Source organism: Hydrococcus rivularis NIES-593, from assembly GCF_001904635.1.
Lineage (GTDB): Bacteria > Cyanobacteriota > Cyanobacteriia > Cyanobacteriales > Microcystaceae > Hydrococcus > Hydrococcus rivularis.
Genome location: NZ_MRCB01000001.1, coordinates 121,470 through 142,077, shown reverse-complemented (window position 1 = coordinate 142,077; position 20,608 = coordinate 121,470). Strand labels below are relative to the sequence as shown.

Here is a 20,608-nt window from a genome sequence, read left to right as displayed (position 1 = left end):
TTGCTGAATTGAAGTATGAAATAAAAAATCAAGGATTTAAAACTCCTACTCTCTGCGCCACCCTGCGGGTTCCGCCTTCCCTACGGGACTCTACGCGAAAGCGGTACTGCGTGTTAGCGTTAGCGAGGCGTAGTAGCCCGATAAATTCATACTCTTAATCAGCACCGCAAATTTTTTATTAGTAATTGGAATGAGTATCCTTGTCATTTTTCTCAACAGAAGTGGTGGGAGTAGAGGAGCTTGGTTGTTTGTGGTTGTCGATATAAACCTCGGTTTCATAATTAAAACCGTCACCTATTGGTATTAGACGGGAACGGTTACGACGGCTAGACCAGAAACTACCAGCTAGGAAAGCCAAAGTAGCAAGGGTCACTCCTCCTGCTCCAAATAACCACAGAGGTAGCGGTAAGGTGTTAGCCTTAGTATCCTCTGAATGTGCTTGTTCCTGTTCTTCTCTTTCGTTGGATTTACTACCACCCTTCAATGACTGTGCATAAAGTTGTGGCGCACGTTGGGTAACGACTGAATCTCCCTCGAATAAACCGCTTTTAATCTCAATTAAATCTCCAGAGGTTTGTCCTAACTCAACTTCAACAGATTGGAAGGCATTGCCGTTTCGGACATAGACCAATTTCTTATTATTTGCATCTACTACAGCAGACTGGGGAATTGCCAAAGTAGCTGTAGATGTCTGGTCTGTTACAACTTCAAGTTCGGCAAACATTCCGGGTTTTAGCTGCCCTCTAGCGTTATTGATTTCGGCTTGTACTGGTACTACTCGCGTTTCTCCTTCGACTACTGAGCCAATCCGTGTAATCCTGCCTATAAAGGTTTGATTAGGCACACTAGCAACCTTCATCCTTACCTGTTGACCTGTCCTCACTTTATCTAAATCTTTTTCATAGATATTCGCTGTGGCAAAAACCTGACTATCATCTGCGATCGTCATTAATTTACCACCCGCGTCCTGAAATGATTGACCGATAGTAACTTCCCTATAAATAACCTTGCCTGAAATTGGAGCCGTTACTGTTATTAGTCCCTTAGCATTAGCACGGTTTCCTAGTTGAGAAAGGCGAGTTTCATAAATAGCACTGCTGCGATTAATATTGGATTTTGCTAGGCTAACTGCTGCTTGAGCGCGTTTGAGTTGATTTTCAGCCGCAATGACATCGCGGCGGCTGTTGGCTGTGGTTAGTTTAGCTTTAGCTTCTGCTAGTTGGGTTTGAGATTCAAGAGCGTTGCGACGTGCTAAAGCACCTTCAGTGGCTAATACTTGATCTTTTTGGTACTTTTCTTGAGCAAATGCTACTTGGCTTTGGGCTTGGGCGATTTCTGCTGCGGCTATTTGTTGATAGCGATCGTAATTTTGTTGAGCCAGCCTCAAGTCAGCTTCAGCCTGCTGTAAATCAGCCTGACCTTGTGCTAATTTGTCTTGAGATTCCACGCGCAATGTCACTAAATCTGGACTGGTTACAACAGCGACAGGTTGACCTTTCTTTACTGATGCGCCTGGCTCTACCAGCAGTTCAACTACTTTTACCCCTTGAATTGGGGTGGTGACTTCCACTTTCTGGCTAGGTAAGGTTTCAATCTGTCCAGTAGTTTTAATGCCAATAGCTAATCGTTGGCGTTGCACTGGTTCGACCTTAACTCCTAGCAATTTTGCGGTTTCTGCGTCAACTTCAACAGAACCAGGTGCTTCGCTTCCACTACCCTGAAATGAACTTGCACCGCTATGGTCGTGTCCAGCACCAGCCAAAACAGTAGTAGGAGTATTTAGTAGTAACAAACTCAACATTGTCAACGAAACATAACGCAGTGGAGCAGAACATTGAAACAAATTAGAGATTCCCATCGCTTGTTGTGTCCTAAGTTAGTGAGAAAGCAGAATCGTTTTGGATGTTGGCATTTAATGTGCAAATTTGGACTACCGCTTTTTTTAGCTAGTTACATCGCTTTTGTGAGTAGTTTAAGGAGTTTGAATAGTAGTCTTTTTCCAGTGTTTCATATCAATATGAAATTTGGGTGAAATTTTTAGTTGGAATTTTTGTTAGGAATAACTATGATATTTAGGCTATATTAATGTTTATAATGTTACATTATTCATAACTACAAAATACCTCAAAAATATATAATACATATACGCTTTGGGATTGCTGTAGGCATACGCAAAGCATATATATAAATTTTTTTATGTATTTTGATTTTTATAGAATAAAATTGATAAACCAATAAGTTAAAACTTCAATATTTTATTAATTTAAGTTTTCCACTAAAGAGCGATATAAGTTAATAACGTGACTGTCAGCCAAACTATAATAAACATTCCGACCTTCTCGACGATAGCTGACTAAACGCATAGCTTTCAATAACCGCAGCTGATGGCAAACTGCTGATTCACTCATTTTGGTTAATGCAGCTAGATCGCAAACACACAACTCACTAGAAGCCAAAGCTGATAGGAGGCGTATACGGTTTGTATCTGCTAACACACTAAAAATTTCTGCCATTTGTTGTGCTTTATCTGTCGGTAAAATTTGCGCCTGAGATGAGCGTACATTATCTAAATGCACCAGATGAGTATCACAGGTAGGGGTGTCAGAACTTTGAATTAAGTCTAAGTCCTGCTTTTTCTTGTGCTTATTCATAGCAAGTTTTACTTAGCAATGGTTATCAATCTCAATAATACCTAAAATGATAACCATTGTACAATTGAATAGTTGTTCAATTGTTGTATTAGAATATTGGCAGTTAACTTTTCGCCTTGATTTTAAAGCTGCTATGACTCAAACTCCTTCCCCCAAAACCCAAACTTTGCAAGTTGGCGGTATGGACTGCGGAAGCTGCGCCAAGACAATTGAAGTCGCTTTGCAACAGTTACATGGTGTGACAGAAGCAACGGTAAACTTTACAACTGGTAAGGCTAGGGTTTCTTATGATCCAGAGGTATTGAGTGAAAAGAGTATCTATAACCAAATTAAAGGTTTGGGTTATACGATAGAACAAAGTCATCAGGCGCAATCCCATCAGCATACTCATTCCTGTGGCGGTGAACACGACCATGACCATCAAAATCATGACCATAACGTAGATGTAGTTTCTCTGCAAACGCTAGAGCTACAAATTGGCGGGATGGATTGTGGCAGTTGTGCGAAAACCATTGAGGTTGGGGTGCAGAAGATAATAGGTGTACAAGAAGCATCGGTCAGCTTTGCCAGCCAAAGATTGCATATATCCTATGACCCACAATTGGTGAATGAGAAAGCAATTTATGACCTGATTCAAGATTTAGGTTACACGGTTGAGGAGGGTGTTGAAACAAGTTCCCATCATCACGACCATGACTATAGCCATAACCACGAGCATTCTCAGCCAATAAACAAGTCCAAACAAAAATCCGACTTAACAAGCTGGAGATTCTGGATTGAAAATCGTCGAGGACAGAGTGTCATACTTGCAGGTATAGGTTTAGTTTTAGGTTTACTTACTCAATATCTAGTGCTACCCATCTGGATTGCACGAGCTTTTTATGGCATTGGTATAGTAATTGCTGGCTATCCGATCGCACGGGCTGGTTTGTTTGAGTTGCGCTTGCGTCGCGCCGATATGAATCTGCTGATGACTATTTCGGTGATTGGGGCAGTGATTTTAGGAGACTGGTTTGAAGCGGGGCTGGTTGTCTTTTTGTTCTCTTTAGGCACAACATTACAAGTTTTCACCTTTGGTCGTACCCGCAATGCCATTCGCTCACTAATGGATTTGACTCCACCTACTGCTACAGTTAAGCGCGGGAATCAGGAATTTACAGTTCCGGTCGAGAGTATTCAGCTAAGTGAAATTTTGACGATTCGACCAGGAGGGCGTGTGGCGTTGGATGGTGTGGTTGTTTCTGGTAACAGTGCCATTGACCAGTCTCCAATTACAGGAGAGTCAATTCCAGAAGATAAAGCCGTTGGGGATACTGTCTTTGCTGGAACACTAAATCAGACAGGTTTTTTAGAAGTTAAAGTTACGCACACTTCTAGTGATACAACCGTTGCCAAAATTATTAATTTGGTGGAACAAGCTCAAGAAAGCCGCGCACCTTCACAGCAGTGGGTGGATAAGTTTGCACAGGTCTACACTCCGATAGTGATTTTAGCAGCGATCGCCATTGCTCTAATACCACCCTTGGCATTTGCTCAACCTTTTAACGTCTGGCTTTACCGCGCACTGGTCATGCTAGTAATTGCTTGTCCCTGTGCCTTAGTCATTTCTACCCCAGTTTCAATTGTCAGTGCTATTGGTGCGGCAACTCGGCGGGGTGTTTTATTTAAAGGGGGTAATGCACTGGAAACTGCTGGACATCTGACTACCCTTGCTTTTGATAAAACTGGCACAATTACCCAAGGGCTACCCATTGTGCAGCAGGTTTATGATTTGGGGAAAGTAAGTGCAGATATGGTATTACAGATTGCCGCTTCCTTAGAACAACAGTCTGAACATCCCTTAGCAAAGGCTATTGTGGCAAAGGCTCAAGATTTAGGGCTGGAGTTAGCAACGCCTCTTGATTTTACCGCATTACCCGGTAAAGGAATTCAGGCAAACTTAAGTCAGATGTTGTATTTAGTTGGTAATCGACGGTTGTTTGCAGACCAAGGTATTTGCTTGTCTGATGAAGCTGAATCTTTGTTAACTGAAATTGAACAACTCGGTCAAATTCCGGTGCTAGTAGGGACAAACGGAGGGTTACTAGGAGCGATCGCACTCTCTGATGGTATCCGCTTGGAAGCCACCGAAGCCCTGCGACAGTTGAAGCAGGTTGGATTGAAGCGGTTGGTGATGTTGAGTGGCGATCGCACTGTTGTGGCCAAGCAAATTGCCCAACAAGTTGGAATTACAGAGTATCAGGCAGAACTGTTACCTGAAGATAAACTGCAAGCAATTCAACAGTTGCGTCGTCACGGAGTAGTAGGTATGGTTGGAGATGGCATTAACGATGCACCTGCTTTAGCTACGGCAGATATTAGTTTTGCTGTGGGTGGAATTGATATCGCTTTGGAGACAGCAGATGTGGTGCTGGTAGGTAGTGACTTGAGACAGCTTGCTTATGCAGTAGATTTAAGCCGACGTACTGTGTCATTGATTCAACAGAATGTGGTTTTTTCTCTGGTAACTAAGGCTTTATTTTTGCTATTGGGGACGTTTGGGTTTGTTGGTTTAGCGATCGCCGTCTTAGCTGATACAGGAACTTCCCTGCTAGTAACTGCAAATGGAATGCGGCTATTTAAAACCAAAACTTTGAAAAATTAAGTAAATGACGCATATTCTACTGGAATGAGTAAGGTTTAGCGAACGTTATTGAATGTTTTAGTCTAGTAATTGTCCTTGGCTTAATCTTTGTAGTTTCAGCATCGTGATACATATCATTAACCACAAAAATCCAACACCATACCCAGCAATTACATCTGTCGGCCAATGTACTCCTAAATATAGGCGACTGATGCCAATTGCCACAATTAGAATAACCGCTAAAACATAGATTAACCGCGAAAATTGAGGATAATAAGTAGCTAGTATATAAGCAATAAAACCATACAATACCATAGAGCCTAGTGCATGACCGCTAGGAAAACTAAAAGATTTTTCAGAGATTAGAAGTGTCCAAAGTTGCGGACGGGGTTTTGAGAAAAATAACTTTAAACCTGTATTTAGAATTAACCCTCCTAAACAAGTAAGCACAAAAACATATATTTCTACTCGGTAACGTCGCCACCAAAGTATTCCTAAAGTCACTCCTGCAACTACTACTACTGTCTTTGGATTACCAAGATTTGTTATAAATAACATTAAATTATCAAGACTCGGATTGGCAAATTGATGTAGCCATAATAAGAAAGTTGTATCAAATGCAAAAGCTTCTTTCTCTAAAACTTCTTCCGCAAGCTTGGCAACAACAAACAAAATTAGCAGACAAGCAGTAAGTCCAACTATACCAATCGTGGCAATTAAAGGAGCTAAACGAGGATATATATGGCGTAACCAAAAGGTAGAAATTTTTCGTATCATTGAGTTATATCTAAATCTGTTATGGACTTATAGCTTACAGAACAATAGTTAAGAACTTGAAAAGGCATTTTGAATCAAAAATTGAGTTATTTTGCTCAAACTAGGCTCCTAAGCACCTGGTTTAAAGTAATCGAGTAATCTATCCCCTGAATCTGCCCTTACCAGAGCTACCACTATATCGGGTAGTGCAACTAAATTGGGATATACTAGGTAACGAGGTTCCCAACGAGGACTAAACTTATCCTTAAATGTATGCAAACCTTTAAAGTTATAAAACTTATTTAAGTGTTCGTAGAGATATTTTAATGCTTTCTCCAAAGCGGGAGAATCTTGTGTTCCTCCAACTCCAGAAAGTGCAGATAATCCCAAATTGAAACCGTCATATTTGAGTTTCTGGAAATGCTGAAACATTGAGACAAATAAAAATTCCATTGTCCCTTTCTCAATTTCTGTACGTCGTCGCATCAAGTCGATAGTAATTTCATTTTTCTGATACTCCGATACCACATTTGCAAAGGCACTAATTGTTCCTTCTGGAGTATATACAACCACAATTTCGCATTCATGCAAGTAGTCATAATCAAACCAACCAACAGAAAACTTTTTCTCTGCTCCCTGCATCATTTTAAGCCATTCGTCACTTACTGACCTCAATTCTTTTAATAATTCATCTGCAATGGGTGGTTGATAAAATTTAACTTGATGACCCGACTTAGTAAGCCTATTAAGAGCATTTCTTAAGTTTTGGTTAGCTTTGCCTTGAAGAGTGAAGCTATGTAAGTCAACAATTGCCTCCTCACCAATTTGAACAGTACGGTAGCCTAAAGATTTATATATATCTAAATCATCTGGTAAAGTTTGATAAAATGCGGGATACCAGTCATTTTTCTCACAAAATAGCTGAAATCCAACAATTACTTCTTGTCTTTCTTCAAGAGGGCCAATGGGGTCGCCCAAAGCTATTGCACCTCTACCTTTTGCTACATAACCAATGAAGCTTTTTCCAGAAGGACTGAAATAATAAGTTTTATCATCAAAGAGAGTGAATCTTGCTAGAGAAGATTTTCCATATTGTTCTACAATTTCTTTTGCTCGTTTTCTTTCTACTTCTAAAGTATGATTTCTTAATAATACCGGACGCAAGAGCATGAATAAAGCATAAGCTAATGTAGAAGCACCTACGAAATATATTGAATCAGCGAAAAACTGTCCAAATCGGGTTGTAGGTTCTAACCCTGCATTATCAGCTGTGAAAAACATTGCCAAAGTTTGCAGCAACGCTTGTGGTAAGTCAAAATTAACCGTATATTGCCTATCTAGTAGAAAGAAACCTACAGTGCCGTAAGCTAATGTAAACAGCAATGCACCAATTAAAACTCGAATTCCTTGAGTAATAGAAGGACGATCTGATTGCGCTGTAAAAACATTACGCATTAAAATAAGTTGAGCTAGTAAAACTCCAGCTAACAAACTTTCTTCATAGTCCAAACCTTTGATTAAATGGCTAATAATAGTTACAATTAACAACCCAACTGTTAGTAACCAAGCTACTCGCTTACGTCGTAATAAATTAGCTGCCAGAGTTAACAATATAAATCCAGAAATGGCTGCAAAAAAATGTCCACCTACGCGGATATCAAAAGGAACAAATTGCTCTATTAATTCTGTGCGTCTAGGTGAATTAGGAGTAACCGCAGATATCAAATTAACAACCCCTACCATAGCGGTTAAAATAGAGGCTGTCCACAATCCAATCCGTTGACGTTTATTTAGCAATTGCTTTTCCTCACTTTGCTTAACTATTTGATTGTGTCGTGGAGCAAGTTTAATTTCAAGTTGGGTTAAACATAAATTAAGCTAGGAACGCGCTTTTAGCCGTTGATTAATTTCATACAAACCCAGCAACACCACTGCAACTGTCAAAGGCAGGATGTAGTAAACTCCTCGGTAAGCTATTAGCGAACCCAAACCTGCTGGGGCTGTTACTTCTGATGGCAGTAGCAAAAGTATTACGGTTTCAAACACTCCTAAGCCACCAGGAACATTGCTAACAATGCCTGCAATCATTGCTAATAAGTAGATACCAGCAAAGCCGAAATACGACAAAGGAATACTTGGGGGTAACAGAAGATAGAGAACAGCGATCGCCAATCCCCAATCCACTAAAGAAATTCCTATTTGCTTCAAGGAAAGTCGAAAGGAAGGAAAAGAAAATGTCTGTCCGCGAATTCTTAAGGGTTGATGATAAAAATAACTTCCCAGCAAATATGCTCCTACAAGGATTAGAAAAATAACTCCGATTGGATAAACAGACACAAAGGGTAAATTTAGTAGGGTAGGAATGGTGAGTGGTTCAAGGAGAAATATTATCCCACTTACGGCGAATAGTCCTAACCAGAAACTCAGGTTCTCGAAGGCAATTACTTGAGCGATCGCTCCTACTGATACCCCCCAATTTGAATAAAGACGGTAGCGGATAGCACCACCTGTCAAAAGAGCAAAGCCAACAGAATTACTGATAGCATGGCTGATAAAAGCTGTAAAAATAATTGCACTAGGAGGAAGCGAATGACGGATATAGCGGAAGGCTAGAAAATCATAACTAGTGAGTACTAGATAGCCTCCGATGGAGCATCCAATGGCTATAAACAAGCGATTTGAGGGAATTTCTGTCAAACTACGAAGAACATCACTAAGGTTATGCTGCCGCAGTTCGTTGTTGATTGTCCAAAGAGATAAAGCAAACAACAACAAGCCAAAACCAGATAAACTAATTTGAGAAAGGCGTTTTCGATTCATCTTTAAAGTCAAGAACAGTAATTTACTGTCATTAACAACTTATTCTGTTTTGGCTTATACATACTTAATACATAATTTATAGTAGAAGCATCCTGTCCTTAACTCATCTACCACGAGAAGGAAGGGTGTTGTAGCAATTGATGGAAATCGTATTATAAAGTCAAACTAATTATTATAATTTTCGGATTGTTTTCAACCTCTCCTATCTGTTACAAATAATACCTAACACTTGTAACTACGCTGCTGTGTTTATTGCGTAAAGCTCTGCGTAAAAACAAAGATGTTTGGTTGTGCAGTAAATCTTCCCACCAGTGACGCGTAATAAAAACGGGTATGACGACGGTAGTAAATACATTTGGGTGTTGTGTTTCATATTCACTTACGAATTCAGCCAGGGGAGTGACTATTGAGCGATAGGGAGAGTCTAAAATTACTAAAGGAATATCCGACTCTAACTGCTGCCACTGCTGCTGAAGTTGTTCTCGATCTGTAAAACCAATATCAACGTGAACTGCCACAATTTCATCAGCCATGCTGCGGGCGTAATCAAGAGCTTTTACAGTACCTTTGTGCAGTTGCCCAACAAGGATGACAGCAGGATGGGTAATAGTTTCTGCTTTTAATCTGGTTGGATAATTTCTAATTTGAATTCCTTCAATACTGAGACGATTAGCTACATATTGATAGTGACGGCGAATTAAGAGAAATAAACTGACAACCAGGGGAATAGCCAGAACTACAACCCAAGCTCCTGCTTGGAATTTTGTCACAATAATTACGACAGAAACAATAAAAGTAGCGATCGCCCCCATACCATTGATGATTGCACTAGTACCCCAACCTGAAGTTTGTTCCTTAAACCAATGACGTACCATTCCGGCTTGCGAGAGGGTAAAAGAGGTAAACACCCCAACAGCATACAGAGGAATAATCGCGCTGACTTCGCCTTGGAAAATAATGATGAGAATAGCAGCTAAAACACTCAGTAAAATAATACCGTTAGAATACACCAGGCGATCGCCCAACAGTAACAACTGCCGAGGTAGAAAACTATCTCTGGCTAACAGTGAGGCAAGTCGGGGAAAATCCGCATAACTGGTATTTGCAGCTAGTAGCAAGATTAATAATGTCGTAAACTGCAAAAAATAATATAGTATTCCGCCACCAAAGATTTGACGACCTAGCAAAGAAACTACAGTTTGATTAGATTCTGGGACAACATGATAAACGTGAACAAGGTAAGTAATACCCAAAAACATTGTGCCTAAAATTACGCTCATATATAACATTGTCATACGAGCATTTTTCCACTCTGGTTGTTTAAAAGCCATGACTCCATTAGAGATAGCTTCTACCCCTGTCATTGCTGTACAGCCTGCTGCAAATGCTCGTAAAATCAAAAACAAACTCAAAGGTTCTTTTACTGGAATTACTGGATAAGTTTGAGGAATTAATGTTGTAAATTGATGATAAATACCTAAGATTAGTAGGATAAATATGCAAATAATAAAAGCATAAGTGGGAGCCATAAATAAATTACCAGATTCTCGCAAGCCTCGTAAGTTAGCTAACATTAATAAAAAAATAGAAATCACGCAAAGCTCAACAGTGAAGCCTTGCAAAAGAGGGAAAGCAGAGATGAGAGCAGCAATCCCAGCTGCAACACTTACCGTTACCGTCAGGACATAATCTATTAGTAAGGAGGCAGCAGCAACTAAACCAGGGAAAAGACCCAAGTTTTCACTTGCTACCGTGTAAGCTCCGCCACCAGTAGGATAGGCACGAATCGTTTGCCGATATGAAAGCGTAACGATCGCTAACAGCAGACTAATGGCTAGAGCAATAGGAAGAGATAAGCCTAACGTACTACTACCTGTCAAAACTAGCACGGTTAAAATTTCCTCAGTCGCATAGGCAACAGAGGAAAGTGCATCAGACGAGAGAACTGCTAATGCAGCCGCATTGCTTAATCTTTCTGTAGAATGAGAGCTAGTTGGTAGGGATGATCCAATCAGCTGACGCTTAATTTTAGAGTAAAAAGACATAAAAACAACTTTTGAAAACGGTAGAACAACCCCAACGTAGAAAGCAGATTAATTCTTCTGCGCTGAGGCTTGCTGAAATTGCTTTCCCACATAAGTAAGTTGGTCTGCTAGATGTTTGTGCCAATAGTTCCAGCCAACATCTGCGCCAAAAATACCATGACCGCCAGGAAAAGCATGGAATTCGTTTGCAATTCCTAACTTATCTAGAGTTTGATGAAACTGCTGAGTTGAGGTAAGAAATTCTTTATCTTGCTCTCCAGCATCCAAATATGCTCTAATGCGTTTACGTTCTGCCACTGGTATTTTTTCAATAAAATCTTGGGGACTATTTGCCGTACCACTGATATCAGTAAAGTAGCCGCTAGAACTAAAGAAAATATTAAAGTTATTCAAGTGGCGTAAACCAATATTAAAAGCTCCCCAACCACCGCTTGACTGTCCTCCCATTGCCCAAAACTGCGGTTCATTCAACGTCCGATAACGAGATTTCACAATTTTGACTAACTCTGAACCAATCAAAGTGCCAACTTTACCATTGGGGCCATCATAGTAATCTGAATCCCAAAACGGACTTGTACCGCGCTTGTCGTTGCCATCTGGGGTAATAACTATTGAATAAGGTAATTTGTCACTTTTGTAAAGGTCATGTAGCACGGAGGTGACGGCTGCTTTATCCTGATAAGCACGAGCATCGCCATGTCCCCCGTGGAGTAGGAAGATTACTGGATAGCGCTTCTTTAGGTTCTTGGCATAATCGGGAGGGAGAATTAAGCCATATTGTCGCACTTCTCCCATTGCTTTGCTGTTGAAAGTCTTTAGCTCAAATGACAATCCTGTATTTTTCTCTACCTGCGGAGGGTCGAGTTGCGGCGCACCAGCAATGAATACATACCAATAGCCAGTTGCCAACAAGGTAGCAACTATAGCTATACCTGCTAGTAAAATATTTGACCATCGTAACTTCATCTATAATTTCCTTGGTTATTATCTCAAAATAATATTAAAATTAAACTTCTCTATAATTGCTCAAAATCAAAACAGTAGATAATTATTTGTTAACCACCTATAAAACTAATAATCAGCCCAGTCAAAACAATCAAAGTCAAAATAATATAGGTGATATCTCGCTGACGTATAAAAGCTAACAGAGAAAAAGCAACTCTAGCAACAGGAGTAGCAATTAATAACAACAATCCAAGTTGAATGATGCCACGACGGCGACCTGATAATGCTGAGGTTGCGACTCCTTCAGGAGAGCGAAAAGCTGGAGGTTCACCGCGAAAGATTTGATAATTAGGAGTTTCTTTGCCGTGATAAATTAGGTATAAAACTCCGCCAAACAAGACTACAGATGAAGCTAAAAGTACGCCATATCTTAACAAATTTCCAACCAAAAGTTCGACTTGTCTTTCACTCAAGTTGCGTCGATTTTGGGACATTTTAAATTCTCCCAGTAAAGCCGTTATAAATCATTTGAATTGCCAATAGCACAATGACTAAACTAAAAATATTTCTTAAAACGCCTACTCTTGCTTTTACCAATACCCTAGCTCCCAACAATGCGCCTAAAAGTACTCCTAACATGACAGGCATTGCTAGTCCAGGATCAATGTAACCTCGTTTTAGGTACACACCCGCGCTAGCTGCTGCTGTCACCCCAATCATAAAATTACTGGTAGTAGTAGAAACTTTAAATGGAATCCGCATGAATTGATCCATTGCTAGTACCTTGAGTGCGCCAGAACCAATACCAAGTAACCCGGAAAGCACTCCGGCGACAAACATCAGACTAAATCCTACGGGAACAGCATAGACATTGTAAGATTGTTCACCTGACTGTGTTGGGTAAGTGCTATTTAGCTTTAAACGAGTTGCTAAACGATCAGGTGGAGTATCAGCTGAGTGTTCAGGACGGGATTGACGCGAGAGATGGGCGCTGTAAAGTAAAACACATCCAAACACCACAGCGAGTATTCTAGTAGAAACAAAAGCGGCTAGGGTTGCACCTGCGATCGCTCCAAATGTCGTTGCTACTTCCAAGAACATTCCCAAGCGTAAATTAGTATAGCCTTCTTTGACGTAAGCAGAAGCAGCGCCGGAAGAAGTTGCAATTACGGATACTAGCGAAGCACCGATTGCGTAACGAATGTCAACACCAAAAACCAAAGTTAACAGAGGAACAAGCACCACTCCACCACCTAAGCCTGTCAACGCTCCCAAAAAGCCTGCCGTAGCAGAACTAATCCAGACTAGTAGGGTAAATTCTAAAACATTCAAGCGAACACCTCCGGTGGGCGCGTCACGCCAACGCACCCTCGCTTCTAAATTAAACGTTGCTGATTGAAAAACTCAATAGCAACGCCTGCATTATATGATAAACAAGTTAAGAAATAATTAATTATACGGAATCATTAGGGGTTGCAAATAAAACTCTAACAGCACTCATAATTAGTAGCAAGGCGAATATTTTAGTTAAAACCCCACTCGGTAAAATCGTTCCTATTTTGGCACCGAACCACCCACCTAAAATAAATCCTAGACAGAGAAGTGCAGCTACTTTTATATCTACATATCCTTGCTTGTAATAAGTCCATGCTGCTAATAAATCTATTGGTGGAACTAACAAAGCCAATGTTGTTCCTTGTGCTTGGTGCTGAGAGAATCCTAAGAAAAAAATCAAAGCAGGTAAGATAATTATTCCACCACCAATGCCTGTCATGCCACTAACAATTCCTGCTACCAATCCCAAAATTATGCAAAGCCAAATATTAGTCATGATTAAACTTATTCCTAATTAATGTACTTTTGCTAGTATCACAGAATTTTTTGTTAGCTGAAATTGATGTTGCTATTCGTATTATGCTCTCAGCATCAACTAGCCAGATAACTACGCACTTGTTCTTTATACCTGCGTAGGGTACTCAAAGCTTGTAGCTCTACCTGTCTTACTCGTTCTCGACTAACACCCATGCGTTGACCAATTTCCGCTAAGGACAGTTCATTTCCATCTACTAAACCGAAACGTAAAGTTAATATTTCCCGTTGCTGGGGAGTTAGTTTTGACAATAAATTTTGAATATTTTGTTGTAGAAACTTTTGATCGGTGTAAAATTCAGGAGAAACTCCTTCATCTTCCAACATATCTTGTAATTCCGTCTCTCTTTCTGCGCCAACTCGTAATTCCAGAGAGACAGGTTGACGTGCTATGAGTAAATATTCTCGAACTTGTTTGGGGTCTAAAGATAGTTCTTCAGCAATATCAACTGCTGTAGGAGTACGACCTAATTTTTGAGCTAGTTCTCGTTGGGTTCGTTTGATTTTATTCAGTTTTTCTGTAATATGAATAGGTAAACGTATGGCGCGTCCTTGTTGAGCGATAGCTCGTGTAATTGCTTGACGAACCCACCAATAAGCATAAGTTGAAAACTTATACCCTTTGCTAGGGTCAAATTTTTCAACTCCTCGCTCTAAACCTAAACTTCCTTCCTGAATTAAGTCGAGAAATTCTAGATTACGTCTTTGATATTTCTTAGCAATAGACACTACAAGTCGTAGATTAGCCCTAATCATTTTTTGCTTGGCTTGATGTCCCTGGTGTAGTTGTTGCACTAGTAATGCTTCACTGATATTTATATTTTCAGCCCATTCTTTTTGTGTAGGTTGACGCTTTAATTGAATAGCTAATTTTTCTTTGGCGACGAGTAAGTTCATCATTTGTTGAACTTGCTTACCCAAATCAATTTCTTGTTCATGAGTTAACAAAGGAATACGTCCGATTTCGTGCAGATAGGTACGCACAATATCAGCATTGGATAAGGATTTTTCATTTTTATCACTTACTTCTATAGATGGATGAGATATATTTTTCATAGTTTTTTGAACCTTCGTAAATACTGATTGACTTGGAGTAAATGATTTGTGACTCTGTGTAGTTAGTATGGCATCAAGAAATGAAATTAGAATGAAATAATGAATTTTATTCAATAAACAGTTTAATTGACAAATCCAATTCGGTTGAAGGGATAAAAGCGAACAATGGCTCGACCTATGATTTTATTGCGGGGAACAAAACCCCAATAGTGACTGTCATAACTGTTATTGCGATTGTCTCCAAGAACTAGATAAGAATTATTTGGTACAATTACAGGCCCCCATTGATAGTCTGGTTTAGCTTCAAGATAATTCTCTTTTAAAGGCGAACCATTAATATAAACTAGTCTATTATTAACTTCAACTTTTTCTTCTGGTAAGCCAATTACACGTTTAATGAAAGCTTCGTGATAGTTTTCAGAAAGCAGTGTTTTGGTCGGATTAAAAACAACAATATCACCTCGTTGAGGTGAGATAAAGTCATAGCTAACTTTATCAATAATTAAGCGGTCATTAATCTGGAGCGTTGGTTCCATTGACCCAGAGGGTATATAACGGGCTTCAGCAACAAAGGTGCGAACACCAAAAGCAAGAAACAAGCTTAAACCAATTGTTTTAATTGTTTCAAATAAAATATTTTCATTCTTTGACGGATGTGATTGTTGTTGACGAATACTAGACATAATGCTGACAATAAATAACAAGTATTAGACAGAGATAAACCCTAAAAGTTATTAGTGAGCAAATATGTTGGTGTTAGCTTTAGCCATCAATTAAGTCTTTGGGAGTAAAATTTTAAGAATTGCAGTCTAAAGTATTCATAGCTTTTAATTCCTGTAATCTCGTTTTGCAATTTCACATTAAGGGGTAAAAGTTAAGAACTCGGAAAGATTTCTCTGGTGGTGAGCAGATATGCTTAATTCAGCTAAAACTGATATTTTTTAAGTTAAGAGCTTAATGTTACAGGCTCTTGTCAAAGAGTTGAAAAAGTGATGTCTATCGAAATTAAATAACTACAATCACGCATTCAGTAAGCATACTCAGTCTTTATGAAAAATATCAGGTTCTATTTAACATGACTTCCTTACCTTGGTTTTTAGAAATATTGGTTGGAGTCGGCATGGGTTTCTGTTCTGGGCTGTTTGGTTTAGGCGGGAGTTCAATTGGTACGCCCATTCTACGGCTGTTAGGACTACCACCTTTAATTGCTCTGGCTAGTCCGCTTCCACTTACATTACCGAGTGGAATCGGAGGCGCGATCGCCTATCGAAAGGAACACCTCATTTACTGGCGTATTGCCTTATTAACTAGTCTTTGGGGCTTCCCTGGTGTCTTACTCGGAGCCTGGATTACTGAATTTCTTCCAGGGACAATCCTGATGCTTTTAACGGCAGGGTTTATCCTGTCCGTAGGAGTTTACGGTTTAAGTGGACTCCGAAATCGCAGCTTACCTGAAACGAAAGTACAACTGCATGAGGCAATCATTCCCTATTGGTCGCCTTTGTTGGGATTAATCAATGGCTTGCTTGCCAATGGTGGCGGACTTTTGTTAGTCCCTCTTTATCAATTGGGTATTGGGTTGGGGTTACGAGCAGCCTTAGCAACCTCCCTCGCAACCGTTACACTCATGGCAATCCCTTCAACAATAATTCATGCTTTCTTGGGACATATTGACTGGGAGTTGACTGGTTGGCTAGCCGTGGGAGTTTTTCCATCTACCTATTTGGGAAGTAAACTTGCCCTCCATTTGCCAGGTCTGATGTTGAGTCGCTTGTACAGCACTTTTTTAATTGTCTTAGCACTTTACTTTGGTTATACGGAGATTGCTAGTGTAATTAAGTAAATAAAATTATGTTGATATACTTATCTATCACTATATCTGATTTAATTAGTTAAGTTGTCAAAATATTGATCGTTTTAATATGGGTTTTATTAGACGCAAGTGGTTTCAAATATTCATTGGCGGGCTTGTTCTGCTATACGCAATGGAAAAAACGCTCATAGCAACCAACAACCTCAACTTTGTCCCCAGCGTCATTTTACTTGGGTCTTTTTTAATACCTATTACCTTTGTAACTTACCTCTACGAAACTCTACCAAATTGGGAAGTGTCTTTTCCTGCAATGGCTATCTGTTTTCTTTGGGGGGGAGCAGTAGGAACACTTGTAGCAGGAACCCTTGAGTACAATGTTCTAAAAACACTGGGGTTTTTACCAATGCTTGGCGTGGGATTAATTGAGGAAAGTGCTAAGTTAATTTTCCCTTTAGGATTTTATCTTAAAGGTCGCCTGCGTTCTGAGGCAACGGGAATACTTTTAGGAACTGCTTCTGCAATGGGTTTTGCTGCACTGGAAACGATGGGTTATGCCTTCGTTACACTTTTGCGATCGCAGGGGAATCTACTTGTCCTTGATGGGGTCTTATTTGCTCGCGGACTGTTATCTCCTGCTGGACACGCAGCTTGGACTGGGCTGGTCTGCGCTGTACTATGGAGAGAACGAGAGAAAGCAGGACGTGCGGTCTTAAATTGGCAAGTATTAGGAGCTTTTTTAACAGCTGTTTTACTCCATGCTTTGTGGGATATATTTAACGGTTTCAGAGGCGCTACATTTATTGCATCTATTAATTTAGAGTTGCTGAGTATGCTTGTTGCTTACACCAGCTTAACATTACTCAACAGGCGGATAAGTGAGGCCAAGTCTCCCCTCATCTAACTAGATATTATTTCTAACTTATCTTTATAGATGTATATTCAATACTATCCAATTATCCGAGCAATACCAAAAGCAACTGCTGCTGCTAGCCCTCCCACTAAAACTGTTTGCTGTCCGCTATGCAATGAATTTACTCCAGTAAAGTGTCCTTTTACATAACCAAAAGCAAATAATGCAACTAGTGTTGTTATCGTTGATACTTTGAGTGCTATTGTCAGGTCACTGATGAATATGTAGGGTGAAAGCGGTATTAATCCGCCAGCAATGTAGGAAGCTGCTATGGTAAAAGCACTTTGTCGCGCACGAATAGGATTGGGTGGTTCAAGTCCCAACTCGAAGCGCATCATAAAATCTGTCCATTGTGTAGGTTCAGCACGAATGGCTGCGACAAGGGGAGCAATAAGTTGATCATTTAACCCATATCGACGAAAAACTTGTGCAACTTCCTCCGATTCCTGTATTGGGGTTTCTCTAATTTCGCGTAACTCCCGCTTTCTTTCTGTCAGATAGTGTTCAAAGTCAGTTTTAGCAGCAAGGTATCCACCTAAACCCATTGCAATTGATCCTGCTGCAATTTCTGCCATTCCGGCTGTAACAACCACATTGGTAGATGACAAAGTACCTGATAAACCTGCTGCTAGTGCGAAAGGAACAGTCAGACCATCAGACATACCAATAACGATATCACGAACAATTTCCGATGCCGTAAAGTGCTTTTCAGTATGTTGTGTCGCGGGCATAGCTAATGTTATTCCTTTCTAACAATTACAGGACTTACGCAACTGGCATATAGTTGTTAACGCTGTCTATGAAAATTATGCGATCGCACAGTGGTCACACTAACCTAAGATAATTAAACCAGCATCCCACTGTTGAGCAATATGGCAAATCGTCGCCATCATCAATCAATCTTGTTGGTCAATCGGCGCTGGTTGCTTCTGCTTAAGGCTTAAGTAAATAACCAGACTTACGATTATAGAAAGAAAAAGCATACTAGTTTCGACTGTACCTAAACCAAAGCCACCATTTTTAGCAGGTTGAGATAGTAAATCACCTACAGATGCGCCAAGCGGACGAGTCAAGATATATGCTATCCAAAATGCCAAGACCGCATTCATTCTAAAGTAATAATAACCACCAGCTACTATCCCAATTAAAACACCAAATATTAGTGCTGATTGGGCATAACCTAGCTTCAAAGCCTCTGCTAGTAAGTCTCCCGTTGCCGTACCCAAAGCAAACGTAAATAAAATAGCCACCCAGTAGAACAGCTCTCTTTTAGCTGTGTTGATGGAGTGCATAGCTAATGTCTTTTCTTTTAAATACCAAAGCGCAAAAACTACTAGCAAGACAACACTAAAAACTATAGTAGTTGTCATCAAACTAACTCCAAGCTCGTCTACCAATCTATCAGTAATCAGTGTGCCAGTGATACTTGTAAAAACGACTACAACCCAGTAACTCACCGGGACATACCGTTTTAGCCTAAACTGATTCCAAAGCGCAATGAGTAACAAGCCACTCATAATATAGGATGTAATGCCTAAACCAAGGTTCAGAGTTACTGACAAATAATCAGCCGCAGTTTCACCTACTGTGGTTGCCAGAACTTTAATAATCCAGAAAGAACCTGTAACCTCTGGAACCCTGTTTAAAACTTTTTTCATGATATTTGTCCTACTTGATTTTTTTAGAGTAGTGATTTGGGCTTGTTTGACTCTAAACAACAAATGTCAAGAAATTGGAAAGTTTTGTAGGGTATGTGACGCAAAGACAGAACTTTGTACATAAATTCAAGAACTTATAGCATTTCTGTTTCTCCGGGGGTATGCAAAATCAAAAATAGTTTTCAATAAACTTTATACCTGTTTAACTACTAAGACTGAACAATGAGCATGATGGACAACATAATTGCTAACACTTCCTGTCAAAAGCTCTGTTAATTGATTATGATGTTTACGACCGACGACAATTAAATCTGCTCCCCACTCTTTAGCTACTTTACAAATTGTTGAATCCGGGTTTCCTGCCTGATGATCATATTGTGAAATTACCCCCTTATCTTGTGCTTTTTGGTAGTAACTTTGCAACCATTGTTTAATTCCTTCGATTTCTGTTTGCATAATTTCTGTTTCAAGAGGATGAAATACTCCTACATCTGGCTGATACCAATCTAATCCAGTTCCGGACTCAATTAGAGGTTCTAACACTACCTCTGTAAAGCAGTGAAATATCATTAGGCAAGCCTGATCTTTCTCAGCTAAATCCAAAGCTTGCTCAAATACCACAGATGTTAGATTTGAACGGTCAACTGCAACTAAAATCTTTTTGAACACCATAAATTTCTGAATTTTATTTAGTAAAACAAAGAAGTCTGGCTCTTGCGTTGGTTTTATGGTACGGCATTAAAATAGCCGTTTTATAGAAAGGCTCAAAAATTTAAAATCCAGTCATAGCAAGGAATATAGCCTCTGATTAGATTTTATTTATTATTCGACTCCATAAAAGGAACTGAAGAGCCAGATGTTTTTTGTTCTCAGATTGAGTTAAAAGCTATCCTTTGGTAATGTTAGTATTATTTTACTTTTACTCCGCAGATGTTACTTCCACCTCTTTAGCTTTTTCTAAAGCTGCCTTCAGACTATCTTCGTCTGCCTTTGATAATGATGTTCGCAGGACTTTACCGTCAAAAGGTTGCAGTTCTTCTATTACCTTATCTGGTGTCATTTTAAGCACTAACATAAATAGCGCAGAAGTACCCGGCTCCAAAGTGTCGCCAAGTTCTCTAATAAAATCGTCGTTAATACCAATATCGTCTAATGCACCTGAAAGCGCACCACCTATAATTCCGGCGGTTACGCCTAAAAGTGGATGCAGAAACAGTAAGCCAATTAATAGTCCCCAAAAACCTCCACCAGATGCGCCTACAGCAACTAAGTCTTGGGTTTGCTTGATTTTGACTTTGCCTTTCTGATTCTTGACGACGACTACCGCATCTTCTAAGTCAACCAGATGTTCTTTCTGCATTCTTGCCAGTTCGACAAGTACTTCATCAGCTTTAAATTCATCGTTAAAACCAACTACGATTAGATCGCTCATTTTTACCTCCATATATCTTGCGAAGACATA

At 39.8% G+C, this 20,608-nt stretch carries 19 protein-coding genes; 3 read left to right on the top strand and 16 right to left on the bottom strand.

Annotated features, from left to right (window positions below):
* Positions 1–178: 178 nt before the first annotated feature.
* Complete coding sequence (locus NIES593_RS00630) at positions 179–1,858, bottom strand: efflux RND transporter periplasmic adaptor subunit (RefSeq protein ID WP_073597744.1); 1,680 nt, start codon at positions 1,856–1,858, stop codon at positions 179–181.
* Positions 1,859–2,258: 400 nt separating this feature from the next.
* Complete coding sequence (locus NIES593_RS00625) at positions 2,259–2,651, bottom strand: ArsR/SmtB family transcription factor (RefSeq protein ID WP_073597743.1); 393 nt, start codon at positions 2,649–2,651, stop codon at positions 2,259–2,261.
* 133 nt (positions 2,652–2,784) lie between these two features.
* Here NIES593_RS00625 and NIES593_RS00620 point away from each other — a divergent pair, with 133 nt between their 5' ends.
* Positions 2,785–5,295, top strand: coding sequence for a heavy metal translocating P-type ATPase (locus NIES593_RS00620; RefSeq protein WP_073598027.1), 2,511 nt, complete (start codon positions 2,785–2,787; stop codon positions 5,293–5,295).
* 57 nt (positions 5,296–5,352) lie between these two features.
* Here the strand turns inward: NIES593_RS00620 and NIES593_RS00615 are convergent, their stop codons facing one another.
* The 10 genes from NIES593_RS00615 to lepB form a co-directional block, all read right to left on the bottom strand.
* The gene (locus NIES593_RS00615; RefSeq protein ID WP_073597742.1) at positions 5,353–6,051 is read right to left on the bottom strand and encodes a phosphatase PAP2 family protein; all 699 of its coding nucleotides are present in this window, start codon (positions 6,049–6,051) and stop codon (positions 5,353–5,355) included.
* 108 nt (positions 6,052–6,159) lie between these two features.
* On the bottom strand, positions 6,160–7,827 hold the full coding sequence (locus NIES593_RS00610; RefSeq protein ID WP_073597741.1) for a bifunctional lysylphosphatidylglycerol flippase/synthetase MprF: 1,668 nt from the start codon (positions 7,825–7,827) through the stop codon (positions 6,160–6,162).
* An 81-nt stretch (positions 7,828–7,908) separates the two neighbouring features.
* Positions 7,909–8,850 (bottom strand): lysylphosphatidylglycerol synthase domain-containing protein, encoded by a 942-nt coding sequence (locus NIES593_RS00605; protein WP_073597740.1) that lies wholly within the window; start codon positions 8,848–8,850, stop codon positions 7,909–7,911.
* Positions 8,851–9,059: 209 nt separating this feature from the next.
* Positions 9,060–10,895 carry an APC family permease gene (locus tag NIES593_RS00600; protein WP_073597739.1) on the bottom strand — a complete coding sequence of 612 codons (1,836 nt, stop codon included), beginning with the start codon at positions 10,893–10,895 and terminating at the stop codon, positions 9,060–9,062.
* Positions 10,896–10,943: 48 nt separating this feature from the next.
* Positions 10,944–11,861: an alpha/beta hydrolase gene (locus NIES593_RS00595; RefSeq protein ID WP_073597738.1), complete on the bottom strand. Its 918-nt coding sequence runs from the start codon at positions 11,859–11,861 to the stop codon at positions 10,944–10,946.
* Positions 11,862–11,950: 89 nt separating this feature from the next.
* Positions 11,951–12,334: a DUF1634 domain-containing protein gene (locus NIES593_RS00590; protein ID WP_073597737.1), complete on the bottom strand. Its 384-nt coding sequence runs from the start codon at positions 12,332–12,334 to the stop codon at positions 11,951–11,953.
* A 1-nt stretch (position 12,335) separates the two neighbouring features.
* On the bottom strand, positions 12,336–13,208 hold the full coding sequence (locus NIES593_RS00585; protein ID WP_083602245.1) for a sulfite exporter TauE/SafE family protein: 873 nt from the start codon (positions 13,206–13,208) through the stop codon (positions 12,336–12,338).
* Positions 13,209–13,293: 85 nt separating this feature from the next.
* Positions 13,294–13,671 (bottom strand): sulfite exporter TauE/SafE family protein, encoded by a 378-nt coding sequence (locus NIES593_RS00580; RefSeq protein ID WP_073597736.1) that lies wholly within the window; start codon positions 13,669–13,671, stop codon positions 13,294–13,296.
* 95 nt (positions 13,672–13,766) lie between these two features.
* Positions 13,767–14,765, bottom strand: coding sequence for an RNA polymerase sigma factor, RpoD/SigA family (locus tag NIES593_RS00575; RefSeq protein WP_073597735.1), 999 nt, complete (start codon positions 14,763–14,765; stop codon positions 13,767–13,769).
* Positions 14,766–14,887: 122 nt separating this feature from the next.
* Positions 14,888–15,448 (bottom strand): signal peptidase I, encoded by a 561-nt coding sequence (gene lepB / locus NIES593_RS00570; RefSeq protein ID WP_073598025.1) that lies wholly within the window; start codon positions 15,446–15,448, stop codon positions 14,888–14,890.
* A gap of 392 nt (positions 15,449–15,840) precedes the next feature.
* Between lepB and NIES593_RS00565 the strand changes: the two genes are divergently transcribed.
* Positions 15,841–16,608, top strand: a complete 768-nt coding sequence (locus NIES593_RS00565; RefSeq protein WP_073597734.1) for a sulfite exporter TauE/SafE family protein — start codon at positions 15,841–15,843, stop codon at positions 16,606–16,608.
* A 142-nt stretch (positions 16,609–16,750) separates the two neighbouring features.
* Positions 16,751–17,479 carry a PrsW family intramembrane metalloprotease gene (locus NIES593_RS00560; protein ID WP_217651768.1) on the top strand — a complete coding sequence of 243 codons (729 nt, stop codon included), beginning with the start codon at positions 16,751–16,753 and terminating at the stop codon, positions 17,477–17,479.
* 44 nt (positions 17,480–17,523) lie between these two features.
* Here the strand turns inward: NIES593_RS00560 and NIES593_RS00555 are convergent, their stop codons facing one another.
* The 4 genes from NIES593_RS00555 to NIES593_RS00540 form a co-directional block, all read right to left on the bottom strand.
* Positions 17,524–18,219 carry a VIT1/CCC1 transporter family protein gene (locus NIES593_RS00555; RefSeq protein WP_073597732.1) on the bottom strand — a complete coding sequence of 232 codons (696 nt, stop codon included), beginning with the start codon at positions 18,217–18,219 and terminating at the stop codon, positions 17,524–17,526.
* A gap of 165 nt (positions 18,220–18,384) precedes the next feature.
* The gene (locus NIES593_RS00550; RefSeq protein WP_073597731.1) at positions 18,385–19,146 is read right to left on the bottom strand and encodes a COG4705 family protein; all 762 of its coding nucleotides are present in this window, start codon (positions 19,144–19,146) and stop codon (positions 18,385–18,387) included.
* A gap of 192 nt (positions 19,147–19,338) precedes the next feature.
* Positions 19,339–19,818 carry a universal stress protein gene (locus NIES593_RS00545; protein WP_073597730.1) on the bottom strand — a complete coding sequence of 160 codons (480 nt, stop codon included), beginning with the start codon at positions 19,816–19,818 and terminating at the stop codon, positions 19,339–19,341.
* A gap of 247 nt (positions 19,819–20,065) precedes the next feature.
* Positions 20,066–20,578: a DUF1269 domain-containing protein gene (locus tag NIES593_RS00540; protein WP_073598024.1), complete on the bottom strand. Its 513-nt coding sequence runs from the start codon at positions 20,576–20,578 to the stop codon at positions 20,066–20,068.
* Positions 20,579–20,608 lie beyond the last annotated feature (30 nt).

Bases quoted from the DNA above. Each gene is read 5' to 3' on its own strand.
- NIES593_RS00565 (WP_073597734.1), top strand. From the start codon at position 15,841: ATGACTTCCTTACCTTGGTTTTTAGAAATATTGGTTGGAGTCGGCATG.
- NIES593_RS00575 (WP_073597735.1), bottom strand. From the start codon at position 14,765: ATGAAAAATATATCTCATCCATCTATAGAAGTAAGTGATAAAAATGAA.
- NIES593_RS00545 (WP_073597730.1), bottom strand. From the start codon at position 19,818: ATGGTGTTCAAAAAGATTTTAGTTGCAGTTGACCGTTCAAATCTAACA.
- NIES593_RS00595 (WP_073597738.1), bottom strand. From the start codon at position 11,861: ATGAAGTTACGATGGTCAAATATTTTACTAGCAGGTATAGCTATAGTT.
- NIES593_RS00600 (WP_073597739.1), bottom strand. From the start codon at position 10,895: ATGTCTTTTTACTCTAAAATTAAGCGTCAGCTGATTGGATCATCCCTA.
- NIES593_RS00620 (WP_073598027.1), top strand. From the start codon at position 2,785: ATGACTCAAACTCCTTCCCCCAAAACCCAAACTTTGCAAGTTGGCGGT.
- NIES593_RS00540 (WP_073598024.1), bottom strand. From the start codon at position 20,578: ATGAGCGATCTAATCGTAGTTGGTTTTAACGATGAATTTAAAGCTGAT.
- NIES593_RS00605 (WP_073597740.1), bottom strand. From the start codon at position 8,850: ATGAATCGAAAACGCCTTTCTCAAATTAGTTTATCTGGTTTTGGCTTG.
- NIES593_RS00615 (WP_073597742.1), bottom strand. From the start codon at position 6,051: ATGATACGAAAAATTTCTACCTTTTGGTTACGCCATATATATCCTCGT.
- NIES593_RS00550 (WP_073597731.1), bottom strand. From the start codon at position 19,146: ATGAAAAAAGTTTTAAACAGGGTTCCAGAGGTTACAGGTTCTTTCTGG.
- NIES593_RS00555 (WP_073597732.1), bottom strand. From the start codon at position 18,219: ATGCCCGCGACACAACATACTGAAAAGCACTTTACGGCATCGGAAATT.
- NIES593_RS00590 (WP_073597737.1), bottom strand. From the start codon at position 12,334: ATGTCCCAAAATCGACGCAACTTGAGTGAAAGACAAGTCGAACTTTTG.
- NIES593_RS00560 (WP_217651768.1), top strand. From the start codon at position 16,751: ATGGAAAAAACGCTCATAGCAACCAACAACCTCAACTTTGTCCCCAGC.
- NIES593_RS00580 (WP_073597736.1), bottom strand. From the start codon at position 13,671: ATGACTAATATTTGGCTTTGCATAATTTTGGGATTGGTAGCAGGAATT.
- NIES593_RS00625 (WP_073597743.1), bottom strand. From the start codon at position 2,651: ATGAATAAGCACAAGAAAAAGCAGGACTTAGACTTAATTCAAAGTTCT.
- lepB (WP_073598025.1), bottom strand. From the start codon at position 15,448: ATGTCTAGTATTCGTCAACAACAATCACATCCGTCAAAGAATGAAAAT.
- NIES593_RS00630 (WP_073597744.1), bottom strand. From the start codon at position 1,858: ATGGGAATCTCTAATTTGTTTCAATGTTCTGCTCCACTGCGTTATGTT.